This is a genomic window from Qipengyuania marincola (assembly GCF_029688625.1).
Classification (GTDB): Bacteria; Pseudomonadota; Alphaproteobacteria; order Sphingomonadales; family Sphingomonadaceae; genus Qipengyuania.
The window spans coordinates 433,324-447,775 of the sequence record NZ_JARULC010000003.1; the positions used below are offsets into that span (position 1 = coordinate 433,324).

General features: G+C 63.5%; 15 protein-coding genes and 1 tRNA gene. 8 read left to right on the forward strand and 8 right to left on the reverse strand.

Annotation, left to right across the window (positions count from 1 at the left end; all coding sequences use genetic code 11):
• Positions 1 to 16: 16 nt before the first annotated feature.
• The gene (locus P8Q88_RS12065; protein WP_278324081.1) at positions 17 to 520 is read right to left on the reverse strand and encodes a L,D-transpeptidase family protein; all 504 of its coding nucleotides are present in this window, start codon (positions 518 to 520) and stop codon (positions 17 to 19) included.
• A 39-nt stretch (positions 521 to 559) separates the two neighbouring features.
• Positions 560 to 1,849 carry an adenylosuccinate synthase gene (locus tag P8Q88_RS12070; protein ID WP_278324082.1) on the reverse strand — a complete coding sequence of 430 codons (1,290 nt, stop codon included), beginning with the start codon at positions 1,847 to 1,849 and terminating at the stop codon, positions 560 to 562.
• Between the two features lie 125 nt (positions 1,850 to 1,974).
• Between P8Q88_RS12070 and P8Q88_RS12075 the strand changes: the two genes are divergently transcribed.
• The 3 genes from P8Q88_RS12075 to P8Q88_RS12085 are packed head-to-tail and all read left to right on the forward strand — an operon-like array spanning position 1,975 to position 4,401.
• Positions 1,975 to 2,793, forward strand: a complete 819-nt coding sequence (locus tag P8Q88_RS12075; protein WP_278324083.1) for an aldo/keto reductase — start codon at positions 1,975 to 1,977, stop codon at positions 2,791 to 2,793.
• A gap of 56 nt (positions 2,794 to 2,849) precedes the next feature.
• On the forward strand, positions 2,850 to 3,797 hold the full coding sequence (trhO, locus tag P8Q88_RS12080) for an oxygen-dependent tRNA uridine(34) hydroxylase TrhO (RefSeq protein WP_278324084.1): 948 nt from the start codon (positions 2,850 to 2,852) through the stop codon (positions 3,795 to 3,797).
• On the forward strand, positions 3,790 to 4,401 hold the full coding sequence (locus P8Q88_RS12085) for a glutathione S-transferase (RefSeq protein WP_278324085.1): 612 nt from the start codon (positions 3,790 to 3,792) through the stop codon (positions 4,399 to 4,401). The genes trhO and P8Q88_RS12085 overlap by 8 nt, the downstream gene beginning before the upstream one ends.
• Here the strand turns inward: P8Q88_RS12085 and P8Q88_RS12090 are convergent.
• The 3 genes from P8Q88_RS12090 to P8Q88_RS12100 form a co-directional block, all read right to left on the reverse strand.
• Entirely contained in the window at positions 4,398 to 5,510 is a 1,113-nt protein-coding gene (locus P8Q88_RS12090; RefSeq protein ID WP_278324086.1) for an ATP phosphoribosyltransferase regulatory subunit, read from the reverse strand. The two genes, P8Q88_RS12085 and P8Q88_RS12090, sit on opposite strands and share 4 nt — an antisense overlap.
• Positions 5,511 to 5,537: 27 nt before the next feature.
• Positions 5,538 to 7,133, reverse strand: a complete 1,596-nt coding sequence (serA, locus tag P8Q88_RS12095) for a phosphoglycerate dehydrogenase (RefSeq protein ID WP_278324087.1) — start codon at positions 7,131 to 7,133, stop codon at positions 5,538 to 5,540.
• 139 nt (positions 7,134 to 7,272) lie between these two features.
• Positions 7,273 to 8,430 (reverse strand): phosphoserine transaminase, encoded by a 1,158-nt coding sequence (locus P8Q88_RS12100; protein WP_278324088.1) that lies wholly within the window; start codon positions 8,428 to 8,430, stop codon positions 7,273 to 7,275.
• 174 nt (positions 8,431 to 8,604) lie between these two features.
• On the opposite strand from P8Q88_RS12100, the gene P8Q88_RS12105 reads away from it, so the two are divergent.
• Positions 8,605 to 9,753 carry a glycosyltransferase family 4 protein gene (locus tag P8Q88_RS12105; protein ID WP_278324089.1) on the forward strand — a complete coding sequence of 383 codons (1,149 nt, stop codon included), beginning with the start codon at positions 8,605 to 8,607 and terminating at the stop codon, positions 9,751 to 9,753.
• Between the two features lies 1 nt (position 9,754).
• Here the strand turns inward: P8Q88_RS12105 and P8Q88_RS12110 are convergent, their stop codons facing one another.
• A complete protein-coding gene (locus tag P8Q88_RS12110; protein ID WP_278324090.1) occupies positions 9,755 to 10,192 on the reverse strand; it encodes a hypothetical protein in 438 nt (145 codons plus the stop codon).
• Positions 10,193 to 10,266: 74 nt separating this feature from the next.
• Positions 10,267 to 11,040, reverse strand: a complete 774-nt coding sequence (locus P8Q88_RS12115; protein WP_278324091.1) for a PadR family transcriptional regulator — start codon at positions 11,038 to 11,040, stop codon at positions 10,267 to 10,269.
• A 98-nt stretch (positions 11,041 to 11,138) separates the two neighbouring features.
• Between P8Q88_RS12115 and P8Q88_RS12120 the strand changes: the two genes are divergently transcribed.
• The 3 genes from P8Q88_RS12120 to P8Q88_RS12130 all read left to right on the forward strand — a co-directional run bounded on the left by P8Q88_RS12120 (position 11,139) and on the right by P8Q88_RS12130 (position 13,501).
• A complete protein-coding gene (locus tag P8Q88_RS12120; protein ID WP_278324092.1) occupies positions 11,139 to 12,458 on the forward strand; it encodes a replication-associated recombination protein A in 1,320 nt (439 codons plus the stop codon).
• Positions 12,455 to 13,330: a hypothetical protein gene (locus P8Q88_RS12125; protein WP_278324093.1), complete on the forward strand. Its 876-nt coding sequence runs from the start codon at positions 12,455 to 12,457 to the stop codon at positions 13,328 to 13,330. Before P8Q88_RS12120 ends, P8Q88_RS12125 begins: the two co-directional genes overlap by 4 nt.
• Before the next feature lie 95 nt (positions 13,331 to 13,425).
• A tRNA-Thr gene (locus P8Q88_RS12130) sits at positions 13,426 to 13,501 on the forward strand.
• A gap of 256 nt (positions 13,502 to 13,757) precedes the next feature.
• Here the strand turns inward: P8Q88_RS12130 and P8Q88_RS15085 are convergent.
• Positions 13,758 to 14,027, reverse strand: a complete 270-nt coding sequence (locus tag P8Q88_RS15085; protein ID WP_446532560.1) for an ROK family protein — start codon at positions 14,025 to 14,027, stop codon at positions 13,758 to 13,760.
• Positions 14,028 to 14,204: 177 nt separating this feature from the next.
• Here P8Q88_RS15085 and P8Q88_RS12135 point away from each other — a divergent pair, with 177 nt between their 5' ends.
• Complete coding sequence (locus P8Q88_RS12135) at positions 14,205 to 14,444, forward strand: hypothetical protein (RefSeq protein ID WP_278324094.1); 240 nt, start codon at positions 14,205 to 14,207, stop codon at positions 14,442 to 14,444.
• The last annotated feature ends 8 nt before the right edge of the window (positions 14,445 to 14,452 follow it).

Consider the following 14,452-nt stretch of genomic DNA (forward strand, 5'->3'; position numbering starts at 1 on the left):
TGGATCAGGTCAAGACTCAGGGTCGGATTTCGATCGGCGTTCCATCGGGCACGAGGCTCCACAGTTCGGCGATTTCAGAATTGCTCAGCGCGATGCAGCCGTCGGTCCAGTCTCCGGCGATACGCTGGTCATCGGGGAGCCCGTTGGGTTGGCCGTGAATGAAGATCAGCCCGCCCGGCGAACGCCCGCGTGCCTCGGCATAGGCACGGTCCGCGGCGTTCGGATAATCGATGAACAGCGACAGGAAATAGCTCGACTGGGGATTGCCATAGGCGATGGTGTAGCGCCCCTCCGGCGTGCGCTCATCGCCCTCGAACTGCTTGTGCCCGAGTGGCTGATCGCCGAACTGCAGCCCGCGATAGGTACGAATGACATTCGCACCCTGATAGACCCACAGCATGCGGTCCGACTTGTCGATCAGGATGAAGTCCGCAACCTCCCCCTGCCGCGCCTGCTGAGCAGAGGCGGGCGCCAGCGCGGCGGTTATCGCGATGAGCAGGAAGGTCAGGAAACCGCGCATGACGTCATGATGCCACTGCCGTCCCGATCAGTCCATTGATCAGTCCATGAACGGGTCGCGCATAAGGATCGTATCGTCGCGCTCGGGACTGGTCGAAACCAGGGCTACGGGCGTTTCGATCAGCTCCTGGATCCGCTGGATATATTTGACCGCGTTGGCCGGCAAATCGGCAAAGCTGCGCGCGCCGGCGGTGCTTTCGCTCCAGCCGTCCATGGTTTCGTATATCGGCTCGACCGCCACCTGGTCGGCTGCATGGCTCGGGAAGTAATCGTAAACGTTGTTGCGGAGCCGGTAACCGGTACAGATCTTCACCTCCTCCAGCCCGTCCAGCACGTCGATCTTGGTGAGCGCGATGCCGGTCACACCGCTGATCGCGCAGCTCTGGCGCACAATTACCGCGTCGAACCAGCCGACGCGGCGCTGGCGACCGGTGACAGTGCCGAATTCATGGCCGCGCTCGCCCAGCCCCTTGCCGATCTCGTCGTCCAGCTCGGTCGGGAACGGGCCGCTACCGACACGCGTGGTGTAGGCCTTGACTATGCCGAGCACATAGCCGGTCGCATTGGGGCCGAGACCGCTGCCAGCAGCTGCGGTGCCGCTGACGGTGTTGGAGCTGGTGACGAAGGGATAGGTGCCGTGATCGATGTCGAGGAGCACGCCCTGCGCGCCTTCGAACAGGATTTTCGCGCCCGCCTTGCGCACCTTCTTCAGGCGCTTCCACACCGGCTGCGCATAGCCGAGCACGAAGGGCGCAATCTCGCGCAAGTCGGCGAGCAGTGCCTCGCGGTCAACCGGCGGCTGGTCGAAGCCGGCACGCAACGCATCATGGTGCGCGCAGAGCCGATCGAGCTGCGGCCCCAGATCGTCGAGATAGGCGAGATCGCACACGCGGATCGCGCGGCGGCCCACCTTGTCTTCATAGGCGGGGCCGATACCGCGCCCGGTCGTGCCGATCTTGCCGGAACCGGCGGCTGCTTCACGCAGGCCGTCGAGGTCGCGGTGGATCGGCAGGATCAGCGGGCAATTGTCGGCAATGGCGAGATTGTCGTCGGTAATCGTGACGCCCTGCCCCTCCAGCTTCTCGACCTCGTCCTTAAGCGCCCATGGGTCCAGCACCACGCCATTGCCGATCACGCTGAGCGTGCCCGAGACGATGCCGCTGGGCAGCAGGGAGAGCTTGTAGGTCGTGCCATCGATCACCAGCGTGTGTCCGGCATTGTGCCCGCCCTGGAAGCGCACGACGGCATCGGCGCGGCTGGCCAGCCAGTCTACGATCTTGCCCTTGCCTTCATCGCCCCACTGGGCACCGATCACGGTTACGTTGGCCATGTTGGGTAAGCTTTCCTGCAATGCTGCACAAACGCGCCGGGCGTTAGGCGCTAGAGAAAGGTGGAGCAAGGCATTTGCCCGGAAACTTGCGGCCAGTTCTCCATTGTTAAGACAAAGGAGACCCTATGACCGATTATCCCACCCTCACCCTCAATGACGATCGCCAAATTCCCCAACTGGGTTTTGGCACATACCAGATCGACGAGGAGGATGCGCCGCAAGCGGTGAAGACCGCCATCGAAACCGGCTACTGGCTGATCGACACGGCGGCGATCTACCAGAACGAACGCGGCGTTGGTAAGGGCATCGGCGACTGGTCGGACATCTTCCTCCAGACCAAGATCTGGAACGAAAGCCAGGGCTACGACCGCACGCTCAAGGCGGCAGACAAATGCCTCGACCGGCTTGGCCGCGAACATGTCGACATGTTGCTCATCCACTGGCCCTGCCCGGACAAGGGGCTTTACGTCGAAACGTGGAAGGCGCTGATCGAGCTGCGCGACCAGGGCAAGGCGAAAAGCATCGGCGTGTCGAACTTCCGCGAGGAAGATCTGAAACGCATCGTCGATGAAACCGGGGTCGTCCCCGCGCTCAACCAGATCGAACTGCATCCCAGTTTCCAGCAGCGCGCCATGCGCAAGGTACATGAAGAGATGGGCATCGTGACGCAGAGCTGGTCCCCGCTCGGCCAGGGTGGCGGCATGGACAGCGACGCGGTGAAGGCGGTAGCTGACGAGACCGGGAAGGATCCAAGCGCCGTGGTGCTACGCTGGCATATCCAGCACGGGCTTTGCCCGATCCCGAAATCGACCAATCCCGACCACATCAAGGCGAATTTTACCGCGCTCGACTTCGCCTTGTCGGACGATCAGATGACGAAACTGGATGCGCTGGACGATCCCGATGGCCGGATGGGGCCGGAGCCGGGCAACTTCAACGACTGACCCCCGGAAACGGAGGGGATGCGCATAGGCCGCCGGAATGCTATCGGCGCGCCACCATGTCGCATCCCGTCCGCATTGCCGCGCTCTACCATTTCACGCGCCTCGAGGATCCCGCCGCGATCCGCCCGGAGCTCCTCGCCCTGTGCGAGGCGCAGGGCATTCGCGGCACTCTTCTGCTGGCGCGCGAGGGTATCAACGGGACCATCGCCGGGCCGCCCGATGGCGTCGCCGCGGTGCTTGAACTCATCCGGCAACTCCCCGGTTGCGCGAGCCTGGAAGCGAAGTTCTCGCAAGCTGATGCGATGCCCTTCAACCGGATGAAGGTCCGGCTGAAGAAGGAGATCGTTACCATGGGCCAGCCCGACCTCGATCCCCTCGAGGGCGTGGGCACTTACGTCGATCCGCAGGACTGGAACGCGCTGATTTCCGATCCGGACACGATCGTCATCGACACGCGCAACGATTACGAAGTGCAGATTGGCAGTTTCGCCGGCGCGATCGATCCGCGGACGAAATCGTTTCGGGAATTTCCCGACTGGTTTCGCGCAAAGCGCGCCGAACTTGAAGCCGAGGGTCGTACGCCGAAGATCGCCATGTTCTGTACCGGCGGGATCCGCTGCGAAAAGTCGACCGCCTTCGCCCGCGCCGAGGGTGTGGAGGAGGTGTTCCATCTCAAGGGCGGCATCCTGAAATATCTCGAGGAAGTGCCCGCCGATGACAGCCTGTGGCAAGGCGAGTGTTTCGTCTTCGATGAACGCGTCAGCGTCGGCCATGGCCTCGTGCAGGGAACCCATGCGCTGTGCCGCGCTTGTCGTCGCCCGCTTAGCCCGCCCGACCAGGCCGACGCCCGTTACGAAGAAGGCGTAAGCTGCCCGCGCTGCTTCGATGAGCGCAGCGACGAGCAGCGCGCGCGCTATGCCGAACGCCAGCGGCAGGAGCGCCTCGCAGCCAGCCGGGGCGAGGACCATGTCGGGCGGCGTGAAGATGCGGGGAAAGATGGCTGACGCGATCCTCTACAGCTTTCGCCGCTGCCCCTACGCCATGCGGGCGCGCATGGCCCTGCACGTGAGTGGCGCGCAATACGAGCATCGCGAGGTTGTCTTGCGGGACAAGCCGGAGGCCATGCTGGAGGTGTCGCCAAAAGGGACGGTCCCGGTCTTTCTGACCGATGAGAGCGAGGTGCTGGAGGAAAGCCTCGATATCATGCACTGGGTCCTTGCGCGCAGCGATCCAGAAGGCTGGCTCGACCGCCAGGACGCCGGTTTGCTATCTGCGATCGATGGCCCGTTCAAGCACCATCTCGACCGCTACAAATATCATACCCGGTACGACGATGTGGACCCCGGCATGCATCGGCGCGAGGCCCTGAACATTCTGGAACAGCTGGAAGAACGGCTGGGGGATTCTGCCTGTCTTTGCGGTGACAGGCGAGGTTTCGCGGACATCGCGATCTTCCCCTTCGTCCGGCAGTTCGCCAACCATGATCGCGACGCATTCGACGAGGCGGGCCTGCCGCGCCTCGGCAGATGGCTCGAGACGCTGGTGACGTCCGAGCTGTTCGCAGCGATAATGGAAAAGCACCCGCAGTGGAGTGCGGACGCAGGCTAGAGCGCGCGCGCCTCGTCACCGTCGAGCATATGCGTGCACCCCAGAGCATGCGGATCTTCCTCGCCCGAAATGGCGGCTATCGTCCGCCAGCCAATCGCGCGCAGGCGTGCGGCCGTATCGCCCTCGTGGCCCAATGGCAGGAATAACGTCTTGCGAACCTGCGCTTCGCCATTGCCCAACGCATCGAGCAGCGGGGCGACATAGAGTGAAAAGCCGGTCGCGGCCTCGTCGCTGCCTTTGATCGTATAGGTCCCGCCGCGGCCGAGCGCGCCGCGCGCGCCCTCGCCATAGAGGGTGAAGCCGAACCAGCTCTGATATTCAAACCCGTGGCGTTCGGTCGGGTCCAGTGTCAGGCGAGCGCGATCGCCGACCGAAGCGGCAATCTCGCGCAGGCCCGCAATCCGGCTCGCAAGGGCGCCTCCGGCATCGATCGCAGCCAGTTTCCCGACCGCTTCGTCGAACTGGCCGGTTGCATAGAGCAGCGGGAGGTAATCCCTGCCGCCTGCCGCCGCGAGACCGCCCGCATCCTTGGTATCGAGCTCGCGCCGCACTGCCTCTCGCATGTCGGGATCCAGCGGCAGCGCATTTTCGGCCAGCGTATCGACAAGGTCCGGCAGGGTGAAATCAAGCGAGATATTCGCCACCCCCGCCGCCGTTAGCGCATCGATGGCGATACGCACGATTTCGCTTGCCGCCGCGACGCTGTCGCTACCGATCAGCTCGGCCCCAAGTTGCAGCCGCTGGCGCGCCGGATCGAGCTGGTCCGCCTTCAGAAAAGCGACGTCGCCCCCATAGCACAGGCGCAACGGACGCGGAGCCTCGGCAAGACTTGTTGCCGCGATCCTGCCGACCTGGACCGTCATGTCGCTGCGCAGGGCCAGCGTGCGGAGGCTGTCCGGATCGGTGAACCGCACCATCCGACGGGTCGCCACGCCTTCCATGCGGCCTGCCAGGGATCGTTCGAACTCCACCAGAGGCGGGCGCACCCGGTCATAGCCGTGGCCGTCCATCGTATCGAGCACGGCGCGCATCGCATCGGTCATCGCCCGCGCGCGGACGGGCAGCGCATCTTCGAGGCCGACAGGCAGGAGGTCGTCTTGACTGGTCATCGCGGCGGCCCCCTGCCCCAATCTCGATCAGAACGCCAGAGGCATCACGGTCTTCACGCCTTCGAGCGCGCAGGCCTTGTCGACGACGCTTTGCGGGATCGGCTGATCGACGCTCAACAGCAGCAGCGCCTCGCCCCCGGTCCCGCGGCGGCCGAGGTTGAAGGTGCCGATATTGATGCCGTTCTCGCCCAGCAACGACCCGATCCGACCGATGAAGCCCGGCGCATCCTCGTTGACGATGTAGAGCATGTGGCCATTCAGCTCGGCTTCGATCCGCACACCGAACATCTCGACGAGGCGCGGCGCATCGGCCCCGAACAGCGTGCCCGCGACGGAGCGGTCGCCCTGCTCCGTCCCGACCGTCACGCGGATCAGCGTGTTGTAGGCACCTTCCTTCTCATGCCGGATCGAGCGGATATCGAGGCCGCGCTCCTTCGCCAGATAGGGCGCGTTCACCATGTTCACCGTGTCCGAATACTGGCGCATCAGCCCGGCGAGGACAGCGCCCTCGATCGGCTTGCCCGACAATTCGGCGGCTGCGCCTTCGCGCTCGATGCTGATCTTGGTGAGATTGCCATGCGCGAGCTGGCCGACGAGGCTGCCGAGATTTTCGGCGAGGCCCATGTAGGGCTTGAGCTTCGGGGCTTCCTCGGCGCTGAGGCTCGGCATGTTGAGCGCATTGGTGACACCGCCGTTGACGAGGTAGTCGGCCATCTGCTCAGCCACCTGCAGGGCCACATTGACCTGCGCTTCGGTGGTCGACGCACCAAGATGCGGCGTGCAGATGAAATTGGGCTTGCCGAACAGCGGCGACTCCTTGGCCGGTTCGGTCTGGAATACGTCGAGCGCAGCGCCCGCGACCTGCCCGCTGTCGAGCGCTTCGGCCAGTGCCGCCTCGTCGATCAGCCCGCCGCGCGCGCAGTTGACGATACGCACGCCCTGCTTCGTCTTGGCGATATTCTCGGCCGAGAGAATGTTGCGCGTTTCGTCGGTCAGCGGGGTGTGCAGCGTAATGAAGTCAGCACGCCCCAGCAGCGTGTCGAGATCGACCTTCTCCACCCCGATTTCGACCGCACGTTCCTCGGTCAGGAAGGGATCGAAGGCAATCACTTTCATGCGCAGGCCTTGCGCGCGGGCGGCGACGATGGAGCCGATGTTGCCTGCGCCGATCAGGCCGAGCGTCTTGCCGGTCAGCTCGACACCCATGAAGTCGTTTTTGGGCCATTCCCCGGCCTGTGTGCGCGCATTGGCCTGCGGAATCTGACGCGCAAGCGCGAACATCATCGCGACCGCGTGTTCGGCAGTGGTGATCGAATTGCCGAAGGGCGTGTTCATCACCACGACGCCCTTGGAGCTGGCATAGGGGATATCGACATTGTCGACCCCGATCCCTGCACGCCCGATGACCTTGAGGTTGGTTGCCGCGTCGAGGATTTCGGGCGTCACCTTGGTCGAGGAGCGGATGGCGAGGCCATCGTATTCGCCGATGCGGGCTTTCAGGTCTTCGAGCGTCTCGCCGGTGATGACATCGACGTCGCAGCCGCGCTCTTCGAAAATCTTCGCGGCGTTCGGGTCCATCTTGTCGCTGATGAGGACCCGGGGCTTCTTTGGGGGTTTGGTCATTGGATTACTCCGAAATTCTGAATTCCGTTCGCCCTGAGCCTGTCGAAGGGCCGTCCTTCACTTTTCGCTCTGCGCTTGAAGAAAAATGCGATGCTTCGACAAGCTCAGCACGAACGGGAATTGGGATTTGCGTGGCGTGTCAGCCGTTTTTGACGGTCTCGTAAGCCCACTCGATCCACGGCAGGAGACGCTTCAGATCTTCCTGCTCGACCGTGCCACCGCACCAGATACGAAGGCTGGGCGGAGCGTCGCGATAGCCATTGAAGTCGTATCCAACGTCGCGCTCCTCGAGCAGCTTGACAATCTTCTTCGGGACACCTGCCTTGTCCTCGTCGGACAGGCCATCGTACCACTCGCCCTGGAAGACGAAGCACACGCCGGTGTTCGTCCGCTTTGCAGGGTCGGCAACCATGTTGCGCAGCCAGGGGGTCCCCTCGATCCAGTCGAGCACGATCTTCGCATTGGCATCGGCGCGTTCGAACATCGCCTTGCGGCCACCCATTGCCTGCGCCCATTCGAGCGCATCGATGTAGTCTTCGGTCGCCAGCATGGAGGGCGTGTTGATCGTCGCGCCTTCGAAGATGCCGGTGTTGATCTTGCCGCCTTTCTTCAGGCGGAAGAGCTTGGGCAGGGGCCATTCGGGATCATAGCTCTCGATCCGCTCGACCGCCTTGGGGCTGAGGATCAGCATGCCGTGCTGGGCTTCGCTGCCCATTACCTTCTGCCAGCTGTAGGTTGTGGCATCGAGCTTCGCCCAGTCCATCTCCATCGCGAAAACGGCGCTGGTGGCATCGTTGATGGTCACGCCTTCGCGGCCCGGGGCAAGCCAGTCGGTGTTCGGGATCTTCGCGCCCGAGGTCGTACCGTTCCAGGTGAAGACGACGTCGTTATTCTGCGGAATGGACGCAAGGTCGGGGATTTCGCCGTAGTCAGCGTCGAGCGTAGTCAGCTTCGGCAGCTTGAGCTGCTTGACCGCATCCTGGATCCAGACGTTGCCGAAACTTTCCCACGCCGCGACCGTGGCCGGGCGATCGGGGCGCAGCATCGTCCACATCGCGCATTCGAGCGCGCCCGTATCCGATGCAGGCATGATGCCGACCAGGTAATCCGCGGGCACGCCGAGCATCTCCTTCGACAGGTCGATGGCGTATTTCAGCCGCGACTTGCCGAGGGCGCTGCGATGCGAGCGGCCGAGCGATTCGGTTTTGAGCTTGGAAGCGGACCAGCCTTTGTGCTTGGCAGTCGGTCCGGACGAGAAGAATGGGCGCTCAGGCTTGAGCGTCGGTTCGGCAGTCATGTATTCTCTCCTTGCAGAGAGCACGCGCGGCGTTGGGACCGCGTGGCCCGCTGGCGGCAATAAAGTTGCGTCCGTGGGAGTCAATGCGAAATAGGAATGCATCGACCGGTCGAGGGTTCGCTGGGTTCAACGCAGGCTGGCGCAAATCGGTCCTGCGCCCTATGGCCCGCCGTAATGGACGCTTCCGACCTGCGCATTGCCCTGTTCAGCGGCAATTACAACATGACCGTGGACGGCGCGAACAGGGCGCTGAACCGCCTGGCGGAATTCCTGATGCGGCAGGGGGTCACCTTGCGCGTCTATTCCCCCACGATCGACACGCCCGCCTTCGCACCGCAGGGCGATCTCGTGAGCCTGCCGTCGGTGCCGATCCCCGGCCGGTCCGAATATCGGGTGCCGCTGGGCCTCAACGATGCGGTCAAGGCGGACCTCGAACAATTCGCACCGAACATGGTCCACATCGCCTCGCCCGATTTCAGCGCGCGGGCGGCGGTCGACTGGGCGCGCGAGCGCGATATCCCGGTGCTCGCCTCGGTGCACACGCGGTTCGAGACGTACCCCCGCTACTACAAGCTCGGCTTTCTCGAGCCCGCGGTCGAGGCGTGGCTGCGGCGCCTCTATCGCAAGTGCGATGCGCTGGTCACACCGTCGCAGAGCATGGTCGACACGCTGCACGAACAACGCATGCACCGCGACATCTCGATATGGTCGCGCGGGGTGGACCGCACGATTTTCGATCCTTCCAAGCGCGACATGGAATGGCGCCGCGCCCAAGGGCTGGCCGACGACGATGTGGCGATTGTCTTCTTGGGCCGGCTGGTCATGGAAAAGGGACTCGACACTTTCGCCGACACGATCGTCCAACTGCGCAAGGAACAGGTGCCGCACAAGGTGCTGGTGATCGGCGACGGGCCCGCGCGCGGCTGGTTCGAGAAGACATTGCCCGGGGGGATTTTCGTCGGCTTCCAGGGCGGCGCAGACCTTGGCCGCGCGCTGGCGAGCGGAGACATTTTCCTCAATCCGTCGGTCACCGAAACTTTCGGCAATGTGACGCTGGAAGCGATGGCATGCGGACTGCCGGTGGTGGCTGCAGGCGCGACCGGGAGCGCGAGCCTCGTCGCGGACTGGGAAACAGGCCGGCTGGTCGAGGCGGGGAGGCCGCGCGAATTCGCCGAGGCGCTGGCGCCCTATTGCACCAATCCGGACCTGCGGGCGCGCCACGGCGCGGCGGGTGAGCGCGCCGCCCGCAACTACACATGGGATGCCATCAATCAGGCGGTGCTCGACACCTATCTGCGCCTGATTGGCCAGCGCGCGGCCTAGGTCAGCGAAGCACGCCCTTTTGCCGCATGCTGATTGCATAAATCAGCAGGAACACCGCGATGCTCCACAAGACGATCGGGAACCAGGCCGGCTGAATCGCCGCGAGTTCGGGCGGAATGTCGGCCATCGCCTCATAAAGCGAAGTCAGCGCAAGGCCGATGAGCGACAGACCGAAGGCAAGGATGGCGAAACGGTTGCGCAGCAAGAGCAGGACCGAACCAATGATCGCGCCCCAAACGCCCAGGGCCCAGCCGCTGTGCGCCCAGATCGGAAACGCCTCGAGATAGGCGATACCTTCTGCCGGATAGCCCATCGAATCGAGATAGGCCTGATCGCGCAGATTGGTCATCGTGTAGTCGTAAGCTCCGATCGCGTTCCACAGCAGCGATACGATGCCCACAAGCCACAGGTGCCATGGCGTCTTGATGGTCTCGGCCATAAATGTCCTCCCCTCGTTCCGACCCTCGCCAGCCAGCCTAGCGAGGATCGGCCGAGAGGCAAGCGAGCGCGGCGTCAGAGGCGTTCGATCTTCTTGGCGAGATCATCCACCAGATCGACGATCTCGCGCATGGTCGCCTCGTCCAGCTTGCCGGATTTGGCGCGGTTCTTGAGCACGGTTGCGAGGTTGCCCACGGCGCGGAACATCTCCGGCGTCGCAAAGGCCTTGCCCGATTTGGCGCGGCGCTTGCGCTGGCCCTCGATCCGCTCGCGCAGGTTATCGACCTCGTCCTTGCGGTCTGCCAATTCGCCGCGTCCCTTCTCGGTGGCACGATAGGCCTTGCGCGGCTCGTCGCCGTCGACTTCGCGGATCAGTCCCTCGTCTTCCAGCAAGGAGAGCGTGGGATAAACTGTGCCCGGGCTGGGCGAATAATTGCCGCCGGTCATATCCTCGATCGCCTTGATCAACTCGTATCCGTGGCGCGGTTCCTCGGCAATCAGATGGAGCAGCAGGAGACGCAGCTCGCCGGAGGCGAACATGCGCCGGCGCCGGGAACGGTGCTTCTTGCCGCCCCGACTGGAGCCTGTACCGAAGGGACCATTGGGGCCGAAAGGGCCGCCAGGCCCGAAAGGACCGTCGGGGCCGAAGGGGCCTTTCGGGCCGAACACGCCCTCGGGCCCGAAGAAGCCGGAAGCGCTGTAGGTTCTGCTGAACGATCCGTCGCGATCGGGGTCGACATCGACCTCTATATCGACATCGACATCGAAGTCCTCGCCCTCGGGGTGGTCGGGAATATTGCCTTCGAGGGGTTCGCCCCGGTCGCTGTCACGGTCATGACCACAAGCCATATCTTTTCTCCTTTACGATAGGTCTAAGATATATCTTTCATTCACGCTGACAAGCGGGCGGTGCAAAAGCTCGACCGACGCACTATGTCAGCCGACCAATGGCCGACCTGTTTCCCGATAGCCTGCCCGCCAAGCCTGCCGATGCCGCGCCCCGCGAAGACGCGCCGTTGGCCGATCGCCTGCGCCCGCGCTCCCTTGCCGAGGTCGTCGGCCAGGACCATTTGACCGGCCCCGAGGGCGCGATCGGCCGCATGGTCGCTGCCGGCCGCCTGTCCAGCATGATCCTGTGGGGCCCGCCCGGCACCGGGAAGACCACCATCGCGCGGCTGCTCGCCGATAGCGTCGGCATGCGTTTCGAAAGCGTCAGCGCGGTGTTCAGCGGCGTGGCCGACCTCAAGAAGGCCTTCGCCGCTGCCGATAAGGCTGCCGAGGCGGGGCAGAAGACGCTGTTGTTCGTCGACGAGATTCACCGCTTCAATCGCGCGCAGCAGGATGGCTTCTTGCCCTTCGTGGAACGCGGCACGGTGACGCTGGTCGGCGCGACAACCGAGAACCCGAGCTTCGCGCTCAATGCCGCGCTGCTCAGCCGCGCGCAGGTGCTGATCCTGCAGCGGCTCGACCACGAAGCGCTTGGCGCGCTGCTCGACAAGGCGGAAGAATTGGAGGGGCCCCTGCCCCTAACCCCCGAGGCGCGCGGCGCGCTAGTTGCGAGCGCGGATGGCGACGGGCGCTTCCTGCTCAACCAGGCCGAGACGCTCTATAATGCGAAAATCGAAGCGCCGCTCGATCCCGCCGCACTGGGCCAGTTCCTGCAGCGCCGCGTGGCGGTCTACGACAAGGATCGCGAGGGGCATTACAACCTCATTTCCGCACTCCACAAGGCGGTGCGCGGCAGCGATGTGCAGGCAAGCCTCTATTACCTCGCGCGCATGCTGACCGCTGGGGAAGAACCGCGCTTCCTCGCCCGCCGCCTGATCCGCATGGCGGTGGAGGACATCGGCATGGCCGACCCGCAGGCGCTGTTGCAGTGCATGGCGGCGAAAGATGCTTACGAGTTCCTCGGCAGTCCGGAAGGTGAGCTCGCGCTGGTGCAGGCCTGCGCCTATCTTGCCACCGCGCCCAAATCGAATGCGGTCTACAAGGCGCAGAAGGCCTCGTTCAAAAGCGCGAAGGAAACCGGCAGTTTGATGCCGCCCCAGAATATCCTGAATGCGCCGACCAAGCTGATGAAGGAAATCGGCTATGGTTCGGGCTATAGCTACGACCACAATTCCGACGAAGGCTTTTCGGGCGATAATTACTGGCCCGAGGAGATGGAGCCGCAGGAATACTACACGCCAGTCGATCGCGGCTTCGAGCGCGAGGTCAAGAAGCGCCTCGACTATTGGGACAAGCTGCGCCGGGAAAGGCATTCGTGACACGCAGGTTCGATAATTTCCTCGCCATCGACTGGTCGGGCGCGAAGGGCCGCAAGCACAAGGGTATCGCGCTTGCGGTGGCCAGGGCAGACGGTGGTGCACCGGTACTTATCGACCATCGCTGGAGCCGCGAGGAAGTGCTCACCGTGCTGCGCGAGGACCTGCCGCCGAACACGCTCGTCGGCCTGGATCTCGGCATCGGCTTGCCGCATGTCGATTGCGGCGCATATTTCCCGAAGAACGATGTCTCCCTGCCCAATGCACCGGCGCTATGGGCGCTGATCGACGATATCTGCCGCAAGGACGAGCATCTCGGCGTGCAGTCCTTCGTCGGGCATCACCAGTATGCGCCGTACTTCCGCAATGGCGCGGACACAGGCGCGCATTTCGGTTGCGACGATGCAGTCCATGGCCGCGGACGCTTTCGCGTCACCGAACATGCGCAGGCGGCGATGGGCTGCAAACCCTATTCGAACTTCAACCTCGTTGGCGCGGCGCAGGTCGGCAAGTCGAGCCTTACGGGCATGCGGATGCTGCACCATTTGCGCGGCCTGCTGCCGGTCTGGCCGATCGACCCGCTGCCGCGCAAAGGCTCGGTTATCGTCGAGATTTACACCAGCCTCGCCGCGATGGAGGCGGGGCGCAGCGCGGCGCGCGCCAAGATGCGCAGCCACGAGGACTTGAACCAGGCGTTGTCGGCTCTCGGCTGCGCCCCCGTGTCGGGCAAAGGGCCGATCGACGATCACTCCTCCGACGCGCTGCTCACCGCGGCCTGGTTGCGGAAGGTCGCAAGCGAGAAGCGACGGTGGCACCCCGATGCGATGACAGCGCAAATCGCGCGCACGGAAGGCTGGACTTTCGGCGCGATATGACGCAGTGGCGCGCCACGTTCCGACGCTCTTTTGCAGCTTCGTGGTCTTCGGGGTCATCGCCCCCAAGCAGCGAAGCGGCAGGGCAAACAGGATACGCCGGCTTAGCTCAGCTGGTAGAGCACCTGATTTGTAATCAGGGGGCCGCGGGTTCGACTCCTGCAGCCGGCACCACTTTTTGTGGGACGTCACTGAAACTTGGACAATTTCCAAGTTCTTTGGACAATTCCATGCGTGAAGACAGGCGCAGTTCGAGAGATCTGTAACTGCTTTGCGCCCCAAATACGTACGCTCGATCGACCGAAGACGCTTCCCGAAAGCCGCCAAACAGCGGCTTCCTGCGTTGACGCCTGAGGCAACGACATGATGTGGGTGCAAAGCTAGCTCTGTGCGCCTCGAGGTGCTGCTTCTGCCAGCAGCAAGGTTCCGATCAGGCCAGCCTTGCCTCCAAGCGCGGAAGACATGATTTTGTGGTTCTTTCGGCGGGGGAAATATTCTGCGCCCGATCCACCACCTTCTCCAGCAGGCCCGGTGTTTTCATGACCCCTCCGCCCAGCACGATTATCTCCGTCGCCATCGAAGCAGAGATACTGTGACACATCTGGGCGAGATAACCCGCCACGAGATCCCGGGCTTCGTGGTTTGCGGGAAGGTCGGAAAGTGTCGAGCCCCAGCGCTCAAGGATGGCCGGCCCCCGCATCAAATTTGCGTTCGGAATGTCGGACTAACCGATGTCAGTTCCGGCTCGGCAATGGTGATAACCCGTTGATGACCGAAGCGATCCTGAATCTGTCCAAACATCAGTGATCGCTGGCGCCAGGTAAGGCGACGCCCGCCTTCACCTCGCGCCGCCACCGTTTGGTCATCACGAGGGCATATGTTTACGCAGCTTAATCCGCCTATGCCGGTGACGGTACTCGACAAAGGGAACGGCCTTGCGTTTGCCGTCATCGACTACGGGCTGGAACACAACCTCATCTGGGTCACGGCGCTCGATAACTCGGGCGAAATCTGGTGCGCTCCGAACCCCAAGGTCAGGGTGCAAGCCAACTGGACGGCAGGCCGGATAAAGGATGAAGACTTTCATGCTTCCGGCAAAGCGGATTCACCCGCATGAAGTCTGGA